Below are 15,005 nucleotides of genomic sequence, written 5' to 3' on the forward strand. Positions count from 1 at the left end.
TCGCGGCCTTCTGTGTGGTTGGGGTCTGCGCGTAGGTCGCGGTGGAACCGGCAAAAATAGCTAAGGCCAAAGCAATTCTGAAAATTGACTTCATGACTCTCCCCTCAAAGGTGTTTCGAGCGAGCGTGCGCACTTTAGCGCTCAAATCAAAATCAGGCCAAGGAAACCCGGTTCACCTACGTGAATCCCCGGATGCCGCCGTTGTTCCGCTCGTTGAGCTAAATCAAGAACAGATGGCGACCATGGAAATTGATGGGGCCAAAACATCCAATGGCCCACTGGGGCCTAATACGGAGAGCGCCAAACGACCGGTGGGATGGAAAATAGCTGGTTCTCGGAGCATATTAGCTTCTATGAGACCGTGGCTAAAGATGACGTTGATGGTTCTCGGCTTGTGCGCAGGCTGGATGATCATCGGTTTAGTGACAGTCGATGATGACGACGAATTCGCCCAAATCATCACGGCATATAAATCGCACTAACGGCGACTGGCATCCGTTCAACTGAGGCGGCCTTATATTCCGAAGGAATGCCTCATCTGAGCCACCATGCGCTGCACGGTGTCCGTGTATTGACCGTGGTTGAAGTGTTGATCGCCGATGAAAAGGCCGGCGATGACGCCTATTGCAATGAACAGCCCTTTCATGAATGGGCAATCCTTAAGCTCATTCAGCCAATGCTGAAGATCGTCGCAGGGCCACTTTAAAGAACTCTTGATGAGCCTATCCGGATCATTCCGGTCCGTTCACCCACGGAGAACACCTTGGGCCGGAAAGCCCCCTCTCTTCCCGCCATTTCGCCCCTCTGATTCTGCCGCACTGGCATAAACTGTATAGTCAAATTTGATGGACGTATAAATGTTCGCCGTAGGCAGAACATTCACCAAACCGCCTCAGTAGCTCTACCGAGAACAACGGCCAACCCTTGGTTTCCATTCGCTTAATCCGAATTTGGGCACTCCGAAAATCAACTTAGGACACGGGGGCTTAAATACGGACAGCACCCCGATTGACATAGGAACAAAATAAGAACATAGGTTCTGTAACCTGAGGGTGTGGCGATTGCCTCATCCGCGGCGGCCTTGCGTGGCTGCAGGACCAAAGTCCAAGCCGCGCTCCACTTGCGGATGAATTTCTTCGCCTCCTATGATAGGTTGTGGTTGGGGAGTGTGCCTCATGAGAGTTGCGATCTGGGCGGCCGTTGCGGCCGCGTGGCTGTTTGCGTCTGCAACTCCGTCGAATGCCCGCGGTCCCTACGGTTCGATCAGCGTCGGCAACTGGAAGGGTGGCGCCTTCACCAACGACAAGAATGGCGCCTTCACCCATTGCTCGGCGGGCACCACGTATCAAAGCGGCATCTTCTTCATGGTGTCGATCGCCGAGAATGGCAGCTGGCGGCTCGGCTTTGCACATGAGAGCTGGCGCCTGACGGCGGGCGAGGCCTTTCCGCTCGCGCTGACCTTCGACGGCCAGCCGGCCTTCAACGTCCACGGCCTGCCGCTCGGCACGCAGCTCGTGAACGTCGAGATGCCGGTGAACTCGGCGCTGATCAACCAGTTCCGCAAGGCGCGCCAGATGACCGCCTTCGCGCAGGGCCAATTGTTTCAGTTCAACCTCAATCAGACCGCGCAGCTGCTGCCGGCACTGCTCAACTGCGTCGTCTCGGTGAAGAAGAACGGCGTCGCCAATGCCGGCGAGTTCGCGGTCGCGACAAAGCCCGCGGCTGTGCCGCCGCAGCAGGCGGCTCCGGGGCCCACGCAGAAACAGGCGAGATCGGGGACGGGGACCGGCTTTGTGGTCAGCAGCAGCGGCCACGTCGTCACCAATCACCATGTTGTCGGCGGCTGCAGCGAGATCACGGGCAACCTGAGCGGCGAGGCGCCGGTCAAGCTGCGCCTGGTGTCCGATGACGAGACCAATGATCTCGCGTTGCTGCAGGCGCCGACCCCGTTCAAGGATGTCGTCAGCCTCAGGCAAAACCCCATCCTGGTCGGCAACGGCGTGGTGGCGATCGGTTATCCCTATCACGGATTGCTGACATCCGATTTCACGGTCACCACGGGCATTGTCTCTTCGTTGAGCGGCATCCTCAACGATACCCGTCATCTGCAGATCAGCGCCGCCGTGCAGCCCGGCAACAGCGGCGGTCCGCTGTTCGATCTCACCGGCGCGGTGGTCGGCGTCGTGGCTGCCAAGCTCGACGCGGTCAGGATGGCGCGGGCGACGGGGACCATCCCGGAGAACATCAACTTCGCGATCAAGACCGGTGCGCTGCGCGACTTTCTCGACAACAGCGCGGTGGCGTACCGGACCGCCGAGTGGCGCGAGGAGATGAAGAAGGAAACCGCCGAGATCGCCAAGGATGCGCGCGGCTACACGCTGCTGATCACCTGCACGGTGAACGAGCAGAGCGCGAACGCGAAGCGGGGAAATTGAGACCTCCGCTACGCCTTCTTCCCGTCCTTACGGCAGGACGACTGCATCTGGGTACCGGCCGCGCGTCTTTCCTTGCGACGTCCGGGCAGCCTCCGGCTACTTTGCATGGGGTTGTTTTCGATATTTTGGCAATGGGCGCCTGCGACGTACGGGCGGGGTGAGCTCAACCGAGCCGCCGCAGCGTATGCACGGTGACCTCGGCCGGACAGTTCAGCCGCACCGGCGCGAGGCTGGTGCCGGCGCCGGTCGATGTGTAGCCGGCAAGCGCGCCGAAGCGCCAGGCGCCCTTGCCCATCCGGCGCGGCAGCCGCGCCTCCAGCTTGATGGGGATACCGCCGGGCAGGCAGAGCTGGCCGCCATGGGTATGGCCGCTCAGCATCAGGTCGAAGCCGGCCGCCGCCGCCGCGCGATAGGATTCCGGCGTGTGCGCCAGCAGGATCGAGAATGCATCGCGCGGGATCGCCACGGCAGCCTTTGCGATGTCGTCGGTGCGATAGAAATGCGCGTCGTCGATCCCGGCGAGGTGGATCGCCGCGCCATCGCGCGTGATCGGCTCCTGCTCATTGAACAGCATCCTGATGCCCATCGCCTCCAGCGCCGGCGTCATGCGGATGCTGTCATGATTGCCGAGGATGCCGTAGCGCGGCAGCTTGATCCGCGCGCACAGATCCCGCATCAGCGCGAGGCTCGTTTCAAACGGCCCGTACGTCTTGCCGCGGTAGTCGCCGGTGAGAACGCAGATATCGCAGGCGATATCGCGCACGATGTCCATCAGATGCCGCATCGCGTCTTGGCTGATGTCGGCGTGGAGATCGCTGAGATGCAGGATGGTGAAGCCGTCGAAGGCCGCCGGCAACCGCGCCGACGTCACCAGATTGCGCCGCACTTCGACCCGGTCGGCGTTGCGCCGCGCGCGGCCGTGCAGGCCGGTCACCTTGAGCGCGGACTCGATGATCCGCGGCGCCAGCTTCCAGTTCTCGACATTGAACACCAGCGTGCCCTGGCCGAACAGCTGTTTCTCGTGCGCGGCCTCGATCCCAAGCCGGCGCACCACATGGTCGGCGCCGATCCGCTCGATCAATCCCTGCAATGCCGTGTCGGCCATGTTCCCCGTCGGCCCGCGGTTTGAAGCGCGGACCGGCGCGACACTATCATGCGCAATCCCGGTGGGGATACCGCCGGCACTCAGACCACGGGAACCCGCTTCGCGGCGACCGCGGCCGGCGAGATCACCTCGATGTCGAGCGGCACCTGCCAGCGCTCGGTGAAGCGCACCTGCGGCGGTGCATTGCCGTTGCGCCCGCCCCGCAGCACGAAGCCGTCGTAACCCGAGTTCATCACCTCGTTGCACTTCTGCACATAGATCGGGAAGCCGCCGATATAGGGCATGAACACGCGGGGACGGCCCGGGATGTTGGCGCCGACATACCAGGAGCTGCAGGTCGAGCGCAGCGAGACCGTGGAGACGTCGTTGACATGGGCGACCCAGGCGTCCTCGTCGTCGCGGACCGCCTCGATCGTGCCGGCGCCGATGTCGCGCATGTGACTGATGCAATCCGCCAGCCAGTCGACATGCTGCTCGATCGCCTGGATCATGCTGGCAAGCACCGATGGGCTGCCGGGCCCGGTGATCATGAACAGGTTCGGAAAGCCCTCGGAGGCAAGGCCGAGATAGGCGCGCGGGCCCGCCCGCCATTTCTCGGCCAGCGTCTGCCCGCCGCGGCCGGTGATCGCGATCTTGTCGAACGAGCCGGTCATAGCCGCAAAGCCGGTGGCGGAGACGATCGCATCGAACTTGTATTCGGTGCCGTCGACGATAATGCCTTCGGTCGTGAAGCGCTCGATCGGCGTCGTCGACACGTCGACCAGCTTCACGTGCGGCAAATTGTAGGTCTCGAAATAATCGGTGTCGACGCAGAGCCGCTTGCAGCCGAACACGTTTCGCGGGCACAGCAGCTCGGCGGTGGCGGGATCCTTGACGATGCCGCGGATCTTCTCGCGCGCGAAATCGGCGATGGTGTCGTTGGCGGCCTTCTCGAACAGGAGATCGCCGAACGCGCCGAGGAAGGGCAGGCCGCCGCGCTGCCAGGCTTCTTCGTATTGCTGCTCGCGCTCCCGCTCGCTCGCCTGCAAGGCGGGCTGGGCGTTGAACTGGAAATAGAAGCCAGTCGGGCGCGCACGGGCCTTGGCGCGCAGCTCCGGATAATGCGCCTTGGCTTCCCTCAGATATTCCGCCGACAGCCGCTCGTTCCATGCCGGCACCGACCAGGTCGCGGTGCGCTGAAATACCGTGAGCTCGGAGGCCTGCTGCGCGATGATCGGGATCGACTGGATCGCCGATGAGCCGGTGCCGATCACGCCGACGCGCAGGCCGGTGAAGTCGACGCCCTCATGCGGCCATTCGCCGGTGTGATAGATCGGCCCGCGGAAATCCGCCATGCCTGGGAAAGCCGGCCGGTTCGGCGCCGACAGGCAGCCGACCGCCATGATGCAGAACTTTGCGGTGACCCTGTCGCCGCGGTCGGTCTCGATCAGCCATGTGCCTGCCTGCTCGTCGAAGGTCGCCGCGGTGACGCAGGTGTCGAACACGATCTGGCTGCGCAGATCGAAGCGATCGGCGACATGATTGGCGTAGGCGAGAATCTCGGGCTGCGGAGAATACTTCTCCGACCAGCTCCAGTCCTGATCGAGTTCCTCGGAGAACGAGAAGGAATATTGCAGGCTCTCGACGTCGCAACGCGCGCCGGGATAGCGATTCCAGTACCAGGTGCCGCCGACCCCGCCGCCGGCCTCATAGACCCGCGCGCTGAAGCCGAGTCCGCGCAGCCGATGCAGCATGTACATGCCGGCGAACCCGGCACCGATCACCACGGCATCGAACGTTCCGGTTTCGGCAGGGCGCGCAGCCTTGCGCGCGGTGCTCTCCTGAGCCATGGGCCGTCTCTTCCCTATATCGTTATGTCTGTCCGCGCCTCGTTGGACGCGGTGGGCAAAGATTAGGGCGAGGGCGGCGCGGCCCGCAAGCGCAGGCGTTGCTCCGTCGGGTATGGCTCCTATGCCGCGAGGCGAAGGGCTGCGGTATCCGGGCGCTGCTTCACTCCAGCCGCTGGACCTTGGAACAGAACCACACGACCGTGCCGATGCCGCCGATCCAAAGCAGCAGGGATGGTGCCGGTCAGCGCTGCGGTAACGCCGCTTTCGAACTCACCGAATCGCTTGGAGGCGCGTGCTTACGCTCCGGCGAGACTGGCCGCGGCCTCGTCGATGAAGGCCGTCACCTCGTCCGGCTTCGAGGCCAGCGAGGCGTGGCCGGCAGCGAGCGTGATGATCTTGCGGGGCTTCATCCGTTCCGACATCCGCTTCTGATTGTCGGGGTTGATCATCCGGTCTTCGCTGGAAATCTGGTACCAGACCGGCTTCTTTTTCCAGGCCGGCGCGGTGACGTTGTCTCCGAACGTGCTGGCGAGCGGTGCCTTCTGGGTGACTGCCATCACCAGCGCTTCATCGGCGGGCAGATCCTGGCAGAAGCTCTCGTGAAACTTGTCAGGCTTGATCCAGAGATAGCCGTCGCTATCCGGTGCGACATTGGCAATCGCCGCCGGTGGGAGGCCCGCGGTGATGGCGCCGGGGCTCTCGCCGGCGTCCGGCGCGAAGGCCGCGATGTAAACGAGGCCGACCACGTTTGGCAGATCGCCGGCTTCGGTGATGACTGCGCCACCATAGGAATGGCCGACCAGCAGCGTCGGGCCGACCTGCTGCTTGACCATCTTGCGCAGGCGTTCGGCGTCGTCGGCGAGCGAGGTCAGCGGCATCTCGACCGCTTGCAGGCCGGTGTGCCCCTTGCGCGAGAGTGCGACGATCACCTTGCTCCAGTGCGCCGCGCCTCCCCAGAATCCGTGAACCAGAACGATCGTCGGCTTGCTGCTCATGTTCGGCTCCTCTGCTGGATCGGTTAAGGAAACGCGGTCAGGATGAGCGGGCATCCAGCGGCCGTCAACGAGACAAGGCGCGGCCGCATCGCGCCGGTGTCACGATGTCGTCACCAACAGGCGGCAGTCGTCGACCGGGCTGTTCAGCCGTCGGTGGATTTCACGATGCGGATCAGCTCATCGCCGTAATGCTCGAGCTTCTTGTCGCCGATCCCTGCGATGTTGCGCAGCTCGCCCAGCGTGTCCGGCCGCATCGCGGCGATGCCGTCGATGGTGGAATCGTGCAGAACGACATAGGCCGGCACGCCGCGCTGGCGCGCGACGTCAGAGCGCCAGGCGCGTAGCGCCGCATGCAGCGCGGGATTTGCGACGCCGCCTGGGCTGTCGGCCGCGGGCACAAGCTCGCCGCGGCGCGACTTGCCGCGGACTGCGCGGTTGCGCGCGCCTTCCGGCTGCTCGCGCAGCATCACCGCGGTCTCGCCCTTCAGCACGCCGCGGGCGCTGTCAGTCAGAACAAGCGCGCCGAACGCGTCGCTGTCGGCGCGCAGATGGCCCATCGCCACCAGCTGGCGCAGCACCGCGCGCCATTGCTTCTCGTTGAGCTCGCGGCCGATGCCGAACACTGACAGCTGGTCGTGGTTGAACTGCTTGACCCGTTCGGTCAGCCGCCCGACCAGCACGTCGATCAGGTGCATGGCGCCGAAACGCTGCCCGGTGCGGTAGACGCAGGACAGCAGCTTTTGTGCAAGCACTTTGCCGTCGCGGACGCGCGGGGGCGTCAGGCAGTTGTCGCAATTGCCGCAGCTTTCCTCCGCGCGGGCCTCGCCGAAATACCCGAGCAGGCGATGCCGGCGGCAATGCACCGTTTCAGCCAGCGCAACCAGGGCGTCGAGCTTGCCGACCGAGACGCGCTTGAAGGCGTCGGAGCCGGTCGATTCATCGATCATGCGGCGTTGCTGCACGATGTCGGACAGGCCGTAGGCCATCCATGCCGCCGACGGCTTGCCGTCGCGGCCGGCACGCCCGGTCTCCTGGTAGTAGGCTTCGATGCTCTTCGGCAAATCGAGATGCGCGACGAAGCGCACGTCGGGCTTGTCGATCCCCATGCCGAAGGCGATCGTGGCGACGATCACGAGCCCGTCCTCGTTGAGGAAGCGGTCCTGATGCCGGGCGCGCACGCCGGCATCGAGACCGGCATGATAGGGCAGCGCCGCAATGCCGGCCTCGCTGAGCGCCGCCGCGACATCCTCGACCTTGGCGCGGGAGAGGCAATAGACCACGCCGGCGTCGCCGGCATGCCGCTCCTTGATGAAGTTCTTCAGCTGCGTGGTCGCATTCTGCTTGTCGACGATCTCGTAGCGGATATTGGGCCGGTCGAAGCTCGCGACGTATTGCGGTGCGTCGGTCAGCTGCAGCCGCTCGGCGATCTCCCTTCGGGTCAGCGCGTCTGCGGTCGCGGTCAGCGCGATGCGCGGCACTTTCGGGAAGCGCTCGGCGAGTGCGGACAGGCCGATATATTCCGGGCGGAAGTCATGGCCCCATTGCGAGACGCAATGCGCCTCGTCGATCGCAAACAGCGCGATCTGCGCCTGGCCGAGCAGATTGAGGCAGCGCGGTGTCAGCAGCCGTTCCGGTGCCACATAAAGCAGGTCGAGATCGCCGGCGAGCAGCCGTCGCTCGACCTCGGAGGCTTCCTCATAGGACAGCGTCGAGTTCAGCACTGCGGCGTTGACGCCGGCTTCAGTGAGGCCCGCGACCTGGTCGCGCATCAGCGCGATCAACGGCGACACCACGATGCCGCAGCCGTCGCGCAGCAGCGACGGCAATTGGTAACACAGCGACTTGCCGCCGCCGGTCGGCATCAGCACCAGGCAATTGCCGCCATCGGTGACGTGGCGGATGATCTTTTCCTGCGCGCCGCGGAAGCCCGACAGGCCGAACACGGAACTGAGCACGGACAGCGCATCGCGAGACGGGGCGGAGGCGCGATCGAGGGCGGGCTGGGCGGTCATGATCCCTTGCGCGATCCCTTTGAAATTTCCCAGGATTTCCTTGGGGTCAACAGGCGGTGATCGAGGTCTTCTGGCCGAACGATACCGGAACGAAAGGTGTTAATACACGTCCCAACAACAAACTCAATTCAGCATGACTGGTCAGCTGCGGATCATCACAGGCATTGCCGCGATCGTGCTGGTCGCGGGCTCGGCAGTGGGCCTCGCGGTCGCCTGGCGACCGCAGATTGCCGCCATTGCGCCGCCGCGGGCCGATACCTTCGACCCCGATGTGGTCAAACGCGGCCGCGAACTCGCCGCGATCGGCAATTGCAACACCTGCCACACCGTCCAGGGCGGCGCGACTTATGCCGGCGGGCTCCCGGTTCCAACGCCGTTCGGCATCGTCTTCTCATCCAACATCACGCCGGATGCCGAAACCGGCATCGGGCGCTGGCCGGAGGAGGCGTTCGTCCGCGCGATGCGCTCGGGCGTGGCGCGCGATGGCCAGCATCTCTACCCGACCTTTCCCTATGACCATTTCACCAAGGTCTCGGATGCGGACGACCGGGCACTTTATGCGTTCCTGATGACGCGACAGCCGGTCCACGCGTCGCCGCCGGCGAATCAGCTGTCGTTTCCGCTCAACTATCGACCGCTGATTGCGGGGTGGAAGCTGCTGTATCTGCGCAGCGGCGATGTCCCTCAGGACTCGGCGAAGGGCGCGGAATGGAACCGCGGCGCCTATCTGGTGGAGGGGCTCGCGCATTGCGGCGCCTGCCACACGCCGCGCAACGCCCTTGGCGCCGAGCGCGTCAATGCGCAGTTCTCCGGCGGCGAGGTCGACTACTGGCACGCCTACGCGCTGAACGACACCTCGCACGCCCCGGTGCAGTGGACCGCCGACGCGCTCTACGCCTATTTGCGCCACGGCTGGCAGGTCGATCATGGCACCGCGCGCGGGCCGATGGCTGAAGTGGTCGGTAATCTGGCGACAGTGCCCGACAGCGACGTGCGGGCCATCGCCGTGTACATGGCCGATATCTCGGGCGCGCCGGGGCCGGATCGCAAACGGCCAGCCGACGTCGTGGCGCAATCGCCTTCGGATGATGCGGCACAGGCCCATGCGGCCGGCGCGGCGATCTATGCCGCGGCGTGCGCCTCCTGCCATGAGGGCAACCGCGCGCTGCCCTATGGCGGTGTCAATCTCGCGCTCAGCACGGCGATCGCAAGCCCCAACCCGCGCAACCTCCTCAATATCATGCTGTCGGGCGTTGGCGCCGTCGAAGGCGAGCGCAGCCCGATCATGCCGGGCTTCGCCGCCAGCATCGATGATGCGCAGATGGTCGCGCTCACGGCCTATCTGCGCGTCCGATTCGGCAAGCGGCCGGCGTGGGCCAATCTCGACAAGGCGGTGCGCGATGCGCGGGCGGTGCAGGCCGCGTCGCTTGCGGCGCGCGACACGCCATAAGAATCCAGACAGCGAGGCAAGCCATGATGACATTGAAGGTCAATGGCAGGGATCATCAGGTCGATGCGGAACCGGATACGCCACTGCTCTATGTGCTGCGCAATGATCTGGCGCTCAATGCCGCCAAGTTCGGCTGCGGGCTCGGGCAATGCGGCTCCTGCACGGTGATCGTCGACGGCAAGGCGGTGCTGTCCTGCGTCACGCCGCTGGTCCTGGTCGAAGGCAAGCAGGTGACGACGCTCGAGGGGCTCGGCACCGTGGCCGCGCCGGCGCCGATCCAGCGCGCCTTCATGGAGGAGCAGGCGGCGCAGTGCGGCTACTGCATCGCCGGGATGATGATGCGCGCGCAGGCGCTGCTGATGCGCAACCCGAAGCCATCGGATGCGCAGATCCGCGCCGAGCTGGAGCCGAATCTCTGCCGCTGCGGCACCCATATGCGCATCCTGCGCGCGGTGCACCGCGCCGCCAGGTTGATGGATACGGCCGACACCGCAAGCGACAGGAGCGTCCGATGACCGCGCCGGTGGTTCTCGATCGCCGCAGTGTGCTGGCCGGCGGCGGCGCGCTGATCGTCAGCTTCTCGCTGCGCCATGCGGTGGCGCAGGAGCAGAAGGCTGCGCAGAGCCCGGAGTTGCCGGGCAGCTTGGCGAAATCGCCCAATCTGGATTCCTGGATCCGTATCGATGCCAATGGCCAGGTCACAGCCTTTACGGGCAAGGCCGAACTCGGCCAGGGATTCCGCACCGCGTTCCAGCAGATCGCGGCCGAGCAGCTCGATATTCCCTTCGATGCGCTGAAGGTGATCACCGCCGACACCAAACTCACGGCGAACGAGGGCTACACGTCCGGCAGCCATTCGATGCAGGACAGCGGCACGGCGATCCTGCATGCCGCAGCACAGGCGCGCATTTTGCTGGTGGCCGAGGCGGCAAAGCGTTTCGACTTGCCGCCCGACGGCTTGCGAACCGAGAATGCGGCCGTCGTCGCTCCCGATGGCCGGCATCTCGGCTATGGCGAGCTTGTTGCCGCGGACATGTTGCACGTCCAGGCGCAACCGACATCGAGCCTGAAGGATCCGGCGAGCTTCAAGGTGATGGGCCAGCCGGTGCCGCGCGTCGACATTCCGGCTAAGGTCACGGGCGGCGCCGCCTATGTGCAGGACATGCGGCTTCCCGGCATGGTGCATGCGCGCGTGGTGCGCCCGCCGAGTTACGGCGCGCAGCTCGTGGAATGCGACACGGCCGCGATCGAGAAAATGCCCGGCGTGATTCAAATCGTGCGCGACGGCAACTTCCTGGCCGTGGTGGCGGAGAAGGAATTTTCGACGGTCAAGGCCATGCACGCGCTGGCCGCCGCGGCGAAGTGGCGGGAGAGCGCGAAGCTGCCGAACCAGCATGATCTGGCCAACGTGCTGACTGCGTTGCCCTCACAGGATTTCGCGATCTTCCAGCGTAGCGATCCCACGGTGAGCGGCGCGCGGTCGCTCGAAGCGACCTTTACGCGGCCTTACCAGTCGCACGGCTCGATCGGGCCGTCCTGCGCGGTCGCGCAGTTCGTCGATGGCGCGATGACGGTGTGGACGCACACGCAAGGCGTCTATCCGGACCGCCAGGCGATCGCCGAGATGCTCGGCATGCCGCAGCCGAGCGTCCACCTGATCCATGTCGAGGGCTCCGGCTGTTACGGCCATAACGGCGCCGACGATGCCGCGGCCGACGCGGCGCTGATTGCCCGCGTGCTACCCGGGCGTCCGGTCCGGGTGCAGTGGATGCGCGAGCAGGAGCACGGCTGGGAGCCCTATGGCCCGGCGATGGTGACGAAATTGAGCGCGTCGCTCACGGCCGACGGCAAGATTGCCGACTGGAATTTTGCGGTGTGGAGCAACACCCATTCGATGCGGCCGGGCGGCGCCGGCGCGCTGCTTGCGGCCCAGCACATGGCGCGATCATTCGCGGTGCCCGCACCAAAGCCGTTGCCGCTGCCGGAAGGTGGCGGCGATCGCAACGCGATCCCGATCTACAATTTTCCGAACGCGCGTGTGATGCATCACTTCATCCCCGCGATGCCGCTGCGGATCTCCGCGATGCGCGCGCTCGGCGCCTATCACAACGTGTTCTCGACCGAGAGCTTCATGGATGAACTGGCCGCTCTCGCCGGCGCCGATCCGGTCGAGTTTCGCCTCAGGCATCTCGACGACCGGCGCGGCCGCGCGGTGGTCGAGAAGGCCGCGGAGGAATTCGGCTGGACGCGCGGGCAGCCGCCGCCGCGAAATCGCGGCTACGGCTTCGCGTTCGCGCGCTACAAGAATCTCGCCGCCTATTGCGCCATCGCGTCCGAGGTCGAGGTCGATCGCGAAACCGGGCGGGCCCGGCTGGTGCGCGCGGTCGCCGCCGTCGACGCCGGCCAGGTCGTCAATCCGGACGGCATCACCAACCAGATCGAGGGCGCGATCGTGCAGTCGACGAGCTGGACGCTGTATGAAAGCGTCACCTTCGATGAGACAAGGATCACCAGCATCGACTGGCAGACCTACCCGATCCTGCGCTTCAATGCGGTGCCCGACAGCATCGCCGTCCACATCATCAACCGCCCCGGCCAGCCCTTCCTCGGCAGCGGCGAGACCGGGCAGGGGCCGGCCGCCGCCTCGCTCGCCAATGCCATCGCGCATGCAACCGGCAGGCGGCTGCGCGACCTACCGCTCAGTCGCAAACGGATCAAGGACGCGATCGACGCGTGAAATGAAGTTGATTTGGATTGATCTCACCGCAAACTCGTTGCACCTCTCCCGCTTGCGGGGTCGAGACGAGCGAAGCTCGCTCTTAGGTCGCATCGCATCGAAGATGCGATGCGGGTGGGGGCTCTTTCCTCGATGTGACTCGCGGTGATACCCCCACCCCAACCCTCCCCCGCAAGCGGGAGAGGGAGCAGGCTGCCTTCTCGGTTGCTAAATCATTCTCTAAGGCTGTCAGACTGTCGGCGCGGGTGGCGCCGGGGGCAGCGTCATTGGCTCGACCTTGTAGGTCGTCGGCATGTTGATCGGCTTGTAGGCCGGATCCTTCTCCATGCGCTCCAGCACCGAGGCATGGATGGTCGCGCCGTCCGCAATCGGCCTTGGCTCGCCGCGCGGCAGATAGAAGCCGACGAAGGATTTCCGCTCCGGCCATTCCTTCCATTTGTCGCTCTTCGGAATCCATTCCAGGATTTCCCAGGCGGCGGTCAGCGAATTGTGCAGCGGGGCGGTCGCGCTCGGCGGCACATAGTCGTGCTTGTGCGGCGGCAACGGCATCCCCCAGGCGAGATGATCGATCAGCGCCTGATCCATGTGCAGCCCGGCCGCCTTGGCCTGCTCGAGCATCCAGATCAGCGGAAACTTTGACGGCCCGCTCTGGTCTTCCGGATAGCCGCCGCCGACGTCGGAATGCACGCCGGCAAACCAGACCTGGCGGATGTCCTGCTCCACCTCCGTTGCCGGATCGAACGGATCTGAGCGGAATTTCTGCGGCTCGATCCAGCGATTGAGTCGGAACATGCGTCTGCGTTCGTCGATCGAGATCGCCTGGCGGAACCGTTTGACGCTGGAATTGGTGCGGGTGAACAGCAGCGTCTGCAGGTCGAACAGGAAGTTGTCCTGCCGCGGCACGATGATCGAGGCCACGGTGTCCCAGACCCCGACGAACTCGATGTCGATGTTGCGGCCGCCGGCAATCTGGCTGAAATGCCAGGCTTCCTTCAACGGAGCATAGTCGAACGAGCCGTCGGACTTCTGGGCGTCGGAGCTGGCTTTCTTGTAGGTGCCGAAGGCGTAGCTCGCGAGGTCGAGCTGGTCGACGGGCAGCAGGCCCATCACATGGACGAAGGCGGCGAGCACGCGCACCGTGTAGGCACCGCGGCTGAAGCCGAACATCCAGACCCGGTCACCGGGCTCCCACGTTCGGCACAGGAACAGGTAGGCGCCGAGCGTGTCCTGGTCGAGACCGGCGCCGAAGGCCAGCCCGAACAAGCCGCGCATCTGCTGCTTGAAGCGGCCCCAGGCGTTTTGCAGGCCGATGGTGCCGAGGCCGGGATGATAATAGATCCGCTGCCGGTCATTCTTGTCGGCGACGCGGAATAGCTTCAGTACGTTGGAAATATTGTCACCGATCTCGTTGCCGGTGCCGTCGCAACAAATCACAATATCCTTCGGCATCCGTTACCCTCGCGGTCGCCGTGAAAATTCGCGGCTTCTATGTACGGCAGAATGCGGTGAAAATTCAATCTCCAATTGAAGACGGTTCTGTGGCGGCGGCGTGATCGCCGGTGGTTCCGGGACGCCGAAGCGCGATGCGCGCCGACGTTGCCTGCCTTTGGATCGAATTGAATCTCGCAACGGCTGCGCCAAGGACGGCGTCGCTCAACTCGCCGATGCCCGGCCGTGACGAAATTTTCGTGAGAGACTCAATTGCGTTCGCGATGCTACGGGTCGGCCGCCAATGCGCTCCCAGAATTCAATTGCAACACTTTGGAAAAGGTGAAAATCTGCCCGTCGATCATTGCTATATGCGTCGACATTCTCTCCCTTTCAGGGACTCCGCGGTGCACGCGATCATCTTTCCTGCTGCCTCCCGCAGCTTCCTCAACAACAACAGGAACGGGTCGGCATGAGCCCTCAAGCTCTCGTGACGGCCATTCTCTCAGGACTTGTGGTGGCGGCGTTCGGGCTGTTCTGGTGGGTCGGCAGCTATTCCGATCGCGTGTTCGCAAACAGGTTTCGCACCCGCTTTCCGGAGAAGACGCTGAGCTACACCGGCGACCAGCTTGGCGAGCTGGTGCAGTCCGATCTGCGGATGAAGTACGTCTTTCCGATCCTGTTTCCGTTCGATCTGATCGTGATGCTGGCGCTGGCGGGCGCGATGGGCGCGGCATCATCGCACTGGCTCAGCTGGATCTATCCGTCCGCGGCGTGGCTCGGCCTGGTGGTGCCGGCAGTGTACCTGCTCAGCGACCTGATCGAGGATTGTCTCCTGGCATGGCTGCTGCTGCAAGGCGACCCGCATGCGGCGGCGCGATCGGTCTCGATCCTGAAGGCGATCACGACGATCAAGCTGGTCGGCATCTTCGCCTCGATCGCGCTGACATTGGCGGCGTTCGTCGGGTGGCTGTTCCACGGCGAGTCGCTTGCCATCTAAAGCGCGGCCGGCGG

The 15,005-nt window shown here is 64.6% G+C and carries 12 protein-coding genes; 6 read left to right on the top strand and 6 right to left on the bottom strand.

Annotation, left to right across the window (positions count from 1 at the left end):
* Nucleotides 1-41: 41 nt before the first annotated feature.
* Nucleotides 42-482, top strand: coding sequence for a hypothetical protein (locus tag ACE10X_RS02090; protein ID WP_375763986.1), 441 nt, complete (start codon nt 42-44; stop codon nt 480-482).
* A gap of 32 nt (nt 483-514) precedes the next feature.
* On the opposite strand, the gene ACE10X_RS02095 is transcribed toward ACE10X_RS02090, so the two are convergent.
* Nucleotides 515-646, bottom strand: coding sequence for a hypothetical protein (locus ACE10X_RS02095; RefSeq protein WP_276325890.1), 132 nt, complete (start codon nt 644-646; stop codon nt 515-517).
* Nucleotides 647-1,175: 529 nt separating this feature from the next.
* On the opposite strand from ACE10X_RS02095, the gene ACE10X_RS02100 reads away from it, so the two are divergent.
* Nucleotides 1,176-2,435 carry a S1C family serine protease gene (locus ACE10X_RS02100; RefSeq protein WP_038388653.1) on the top strand — a complete coding sequence of 420 codons (1,260 nt, stop codon included), beginning with the start codon at nt 1,176-1,178 and terminating at the stop codon, nt 2,433-2,435.
* Nucleotides 2,436-2,598: 163 nt separating this feature from the next.
* Here the strand turns inward: ACE10X_RS02100 and ACE10X_RS02105 are convergent, their stop codons facing one another.
* The 4 genes from ACE10X_RS02105 to recQ all read right to left on the bottom strand — a co-directional run bounded on the left by ACE10X_RS02105 (nt 2,599) and on the right by recQ (nt 8,376).
* Nucleotides 2,599-3,540, bottom strand: a complete 942-nt coding sequence (locus ACE10X_RS02105) for a metallophosphoesterase (RefSeq protein ID WP_375763987.1) — start codon at nt 3,538-3,540, stop codon at nt 2,599-2,601.
* An 80-nt stretch (nt 3,541-3,620) separates the two neighbouring features.
* Nucleotides 3,621-5,369: a flavin-containing monooxygenase gene (locus tag ACE10X_RS02110; RefSeq protein WP_375763988.1), complete on the bottom strand. Its 1,749-nt coding sequence runs from the start codon at nt 5,367-5,369 to the stop codon at nt 3,621-3,623.
* A 296-nt stretch (nt 5,370-5,665) separates the two neighbouring features.
* Nucleotides 5,666-6,364, bottom strand: a complete 699-nt coding sequence (locus ACE10X_RS02115; protein ID WP_038388649.1) for an alpha/beta hydrolase — start codon at nt 6,362-6,364, stop codon at nt 5,666-5,668.
* A 143-nt stretch (nt 6,365-6,507) separates the two neighbouring features.
* Nucleotides 6,508-8,376, bottom strand: a complete 1,869-nt coding sequence (gene recQ / locus ACE10X_RS02120; RefSeq protein WP_375763989.1) for a DNA helicase RecQ — start codon at nt 8,374-8,376, stop codon at nt 6,508-6,510.
* Nucleotides 8,377-8,509: 133 nt separating this feature from the next.
* On the opposite strand from recQ, the gene ACE10X_RS02125 reads away from it, so the two are divergent.
* Genes ACE10X_RS02125 through ACE10X_RS02135 form a run of 3 tightly spaced genes read left to right on the top strand, consistent with a single transcriptional unit; the run spans nt 8,510 to nt 12,563 of the window.
* Nucleotides 8,510-9,826 (top strand): c-type cytochrome, encoded by a 1,317-nt coding sequence (locus ACE10X_RS02125; RefSeq protein WP_375763990.1) that lies wholly within the window; start codon nt 8,510-8,512, stop codon nt 9,824-9,826.
* Nucleotides 9,827-9,849: 23 nt separating this feature from the next.
* Nucleotides 9,850-10,341, top strand: a complete 492-nt coding sequence (locus ACE10X_RS02130) for a (2Fe-2S)-binding protein (protein WP_038388647.1) — start codon at nt 9,850-9,852, stop codon at nt 10,339-10,341.
* Nucleotides 10,338-12,563 carry a molybdopterin cofactor-binding domain-containing protein gene (locus tag ACE10X_RS02135; RefSeq protein ID WP_375763991.1) on the top strand — a complete coding sequence of 742 codons (2,226 nt, stop codon included), beginning with the start codon at nt 10,338-10,340 and terminating at the stop codon, nt 12,561-12,563. Before ACE10X_RS02130 ends, ACE10X_RS02135 begins: the two co-directional genes overlap by 4 nt.
* A gap of 228 nt (nt 12,564-12,791) precedes the next feature.
* Here the strand turns inward: ACE10X_RS02135 and ACE10X_RS02140 are convergent, their stop codons facing one another.
* A complete protein-coding gene (locus ACE10X_RS02140; RefSeq protein WP_375763992.1) occupies nt 12,792-14,012 on the bottom strand; it encodes a DUF2235 domain-containing protein in 1,221 nt (406 codons plus the stop codon).
* A gap of 451 nt (nt 14,013-14,463) precedes the next feature.
* On the opposite strand from ACE10X_RS02140, the gene ACE10X_RS02145 reads away from it, so the two are divergent.
* On the top strand, nt 14,464-14,991 hold the full coding sequence (locus ACE10X_RS02145; RefSeq protein ID WP_375763993.1) for a hypothetical protein: 528 nt from the start codon (nt 14,464-14,466) through the stop codon (nt 14,989-14,991).
* Nucleotides 14,992-15,005 lie beyond the last annotated feature (14 nt).

The sequence above is a fragment of the Bradyrhizobium sp. Pha-3 genome (assembly GCF_042258325.1).
Taxonomy (GTDB): Bacteria; Pseudomonadota; Alphaproteobacteria; order Rhizobiales; family Xanthobacteraceae; genus Bradyrhizobium; species Bradyrhizobium elkanii.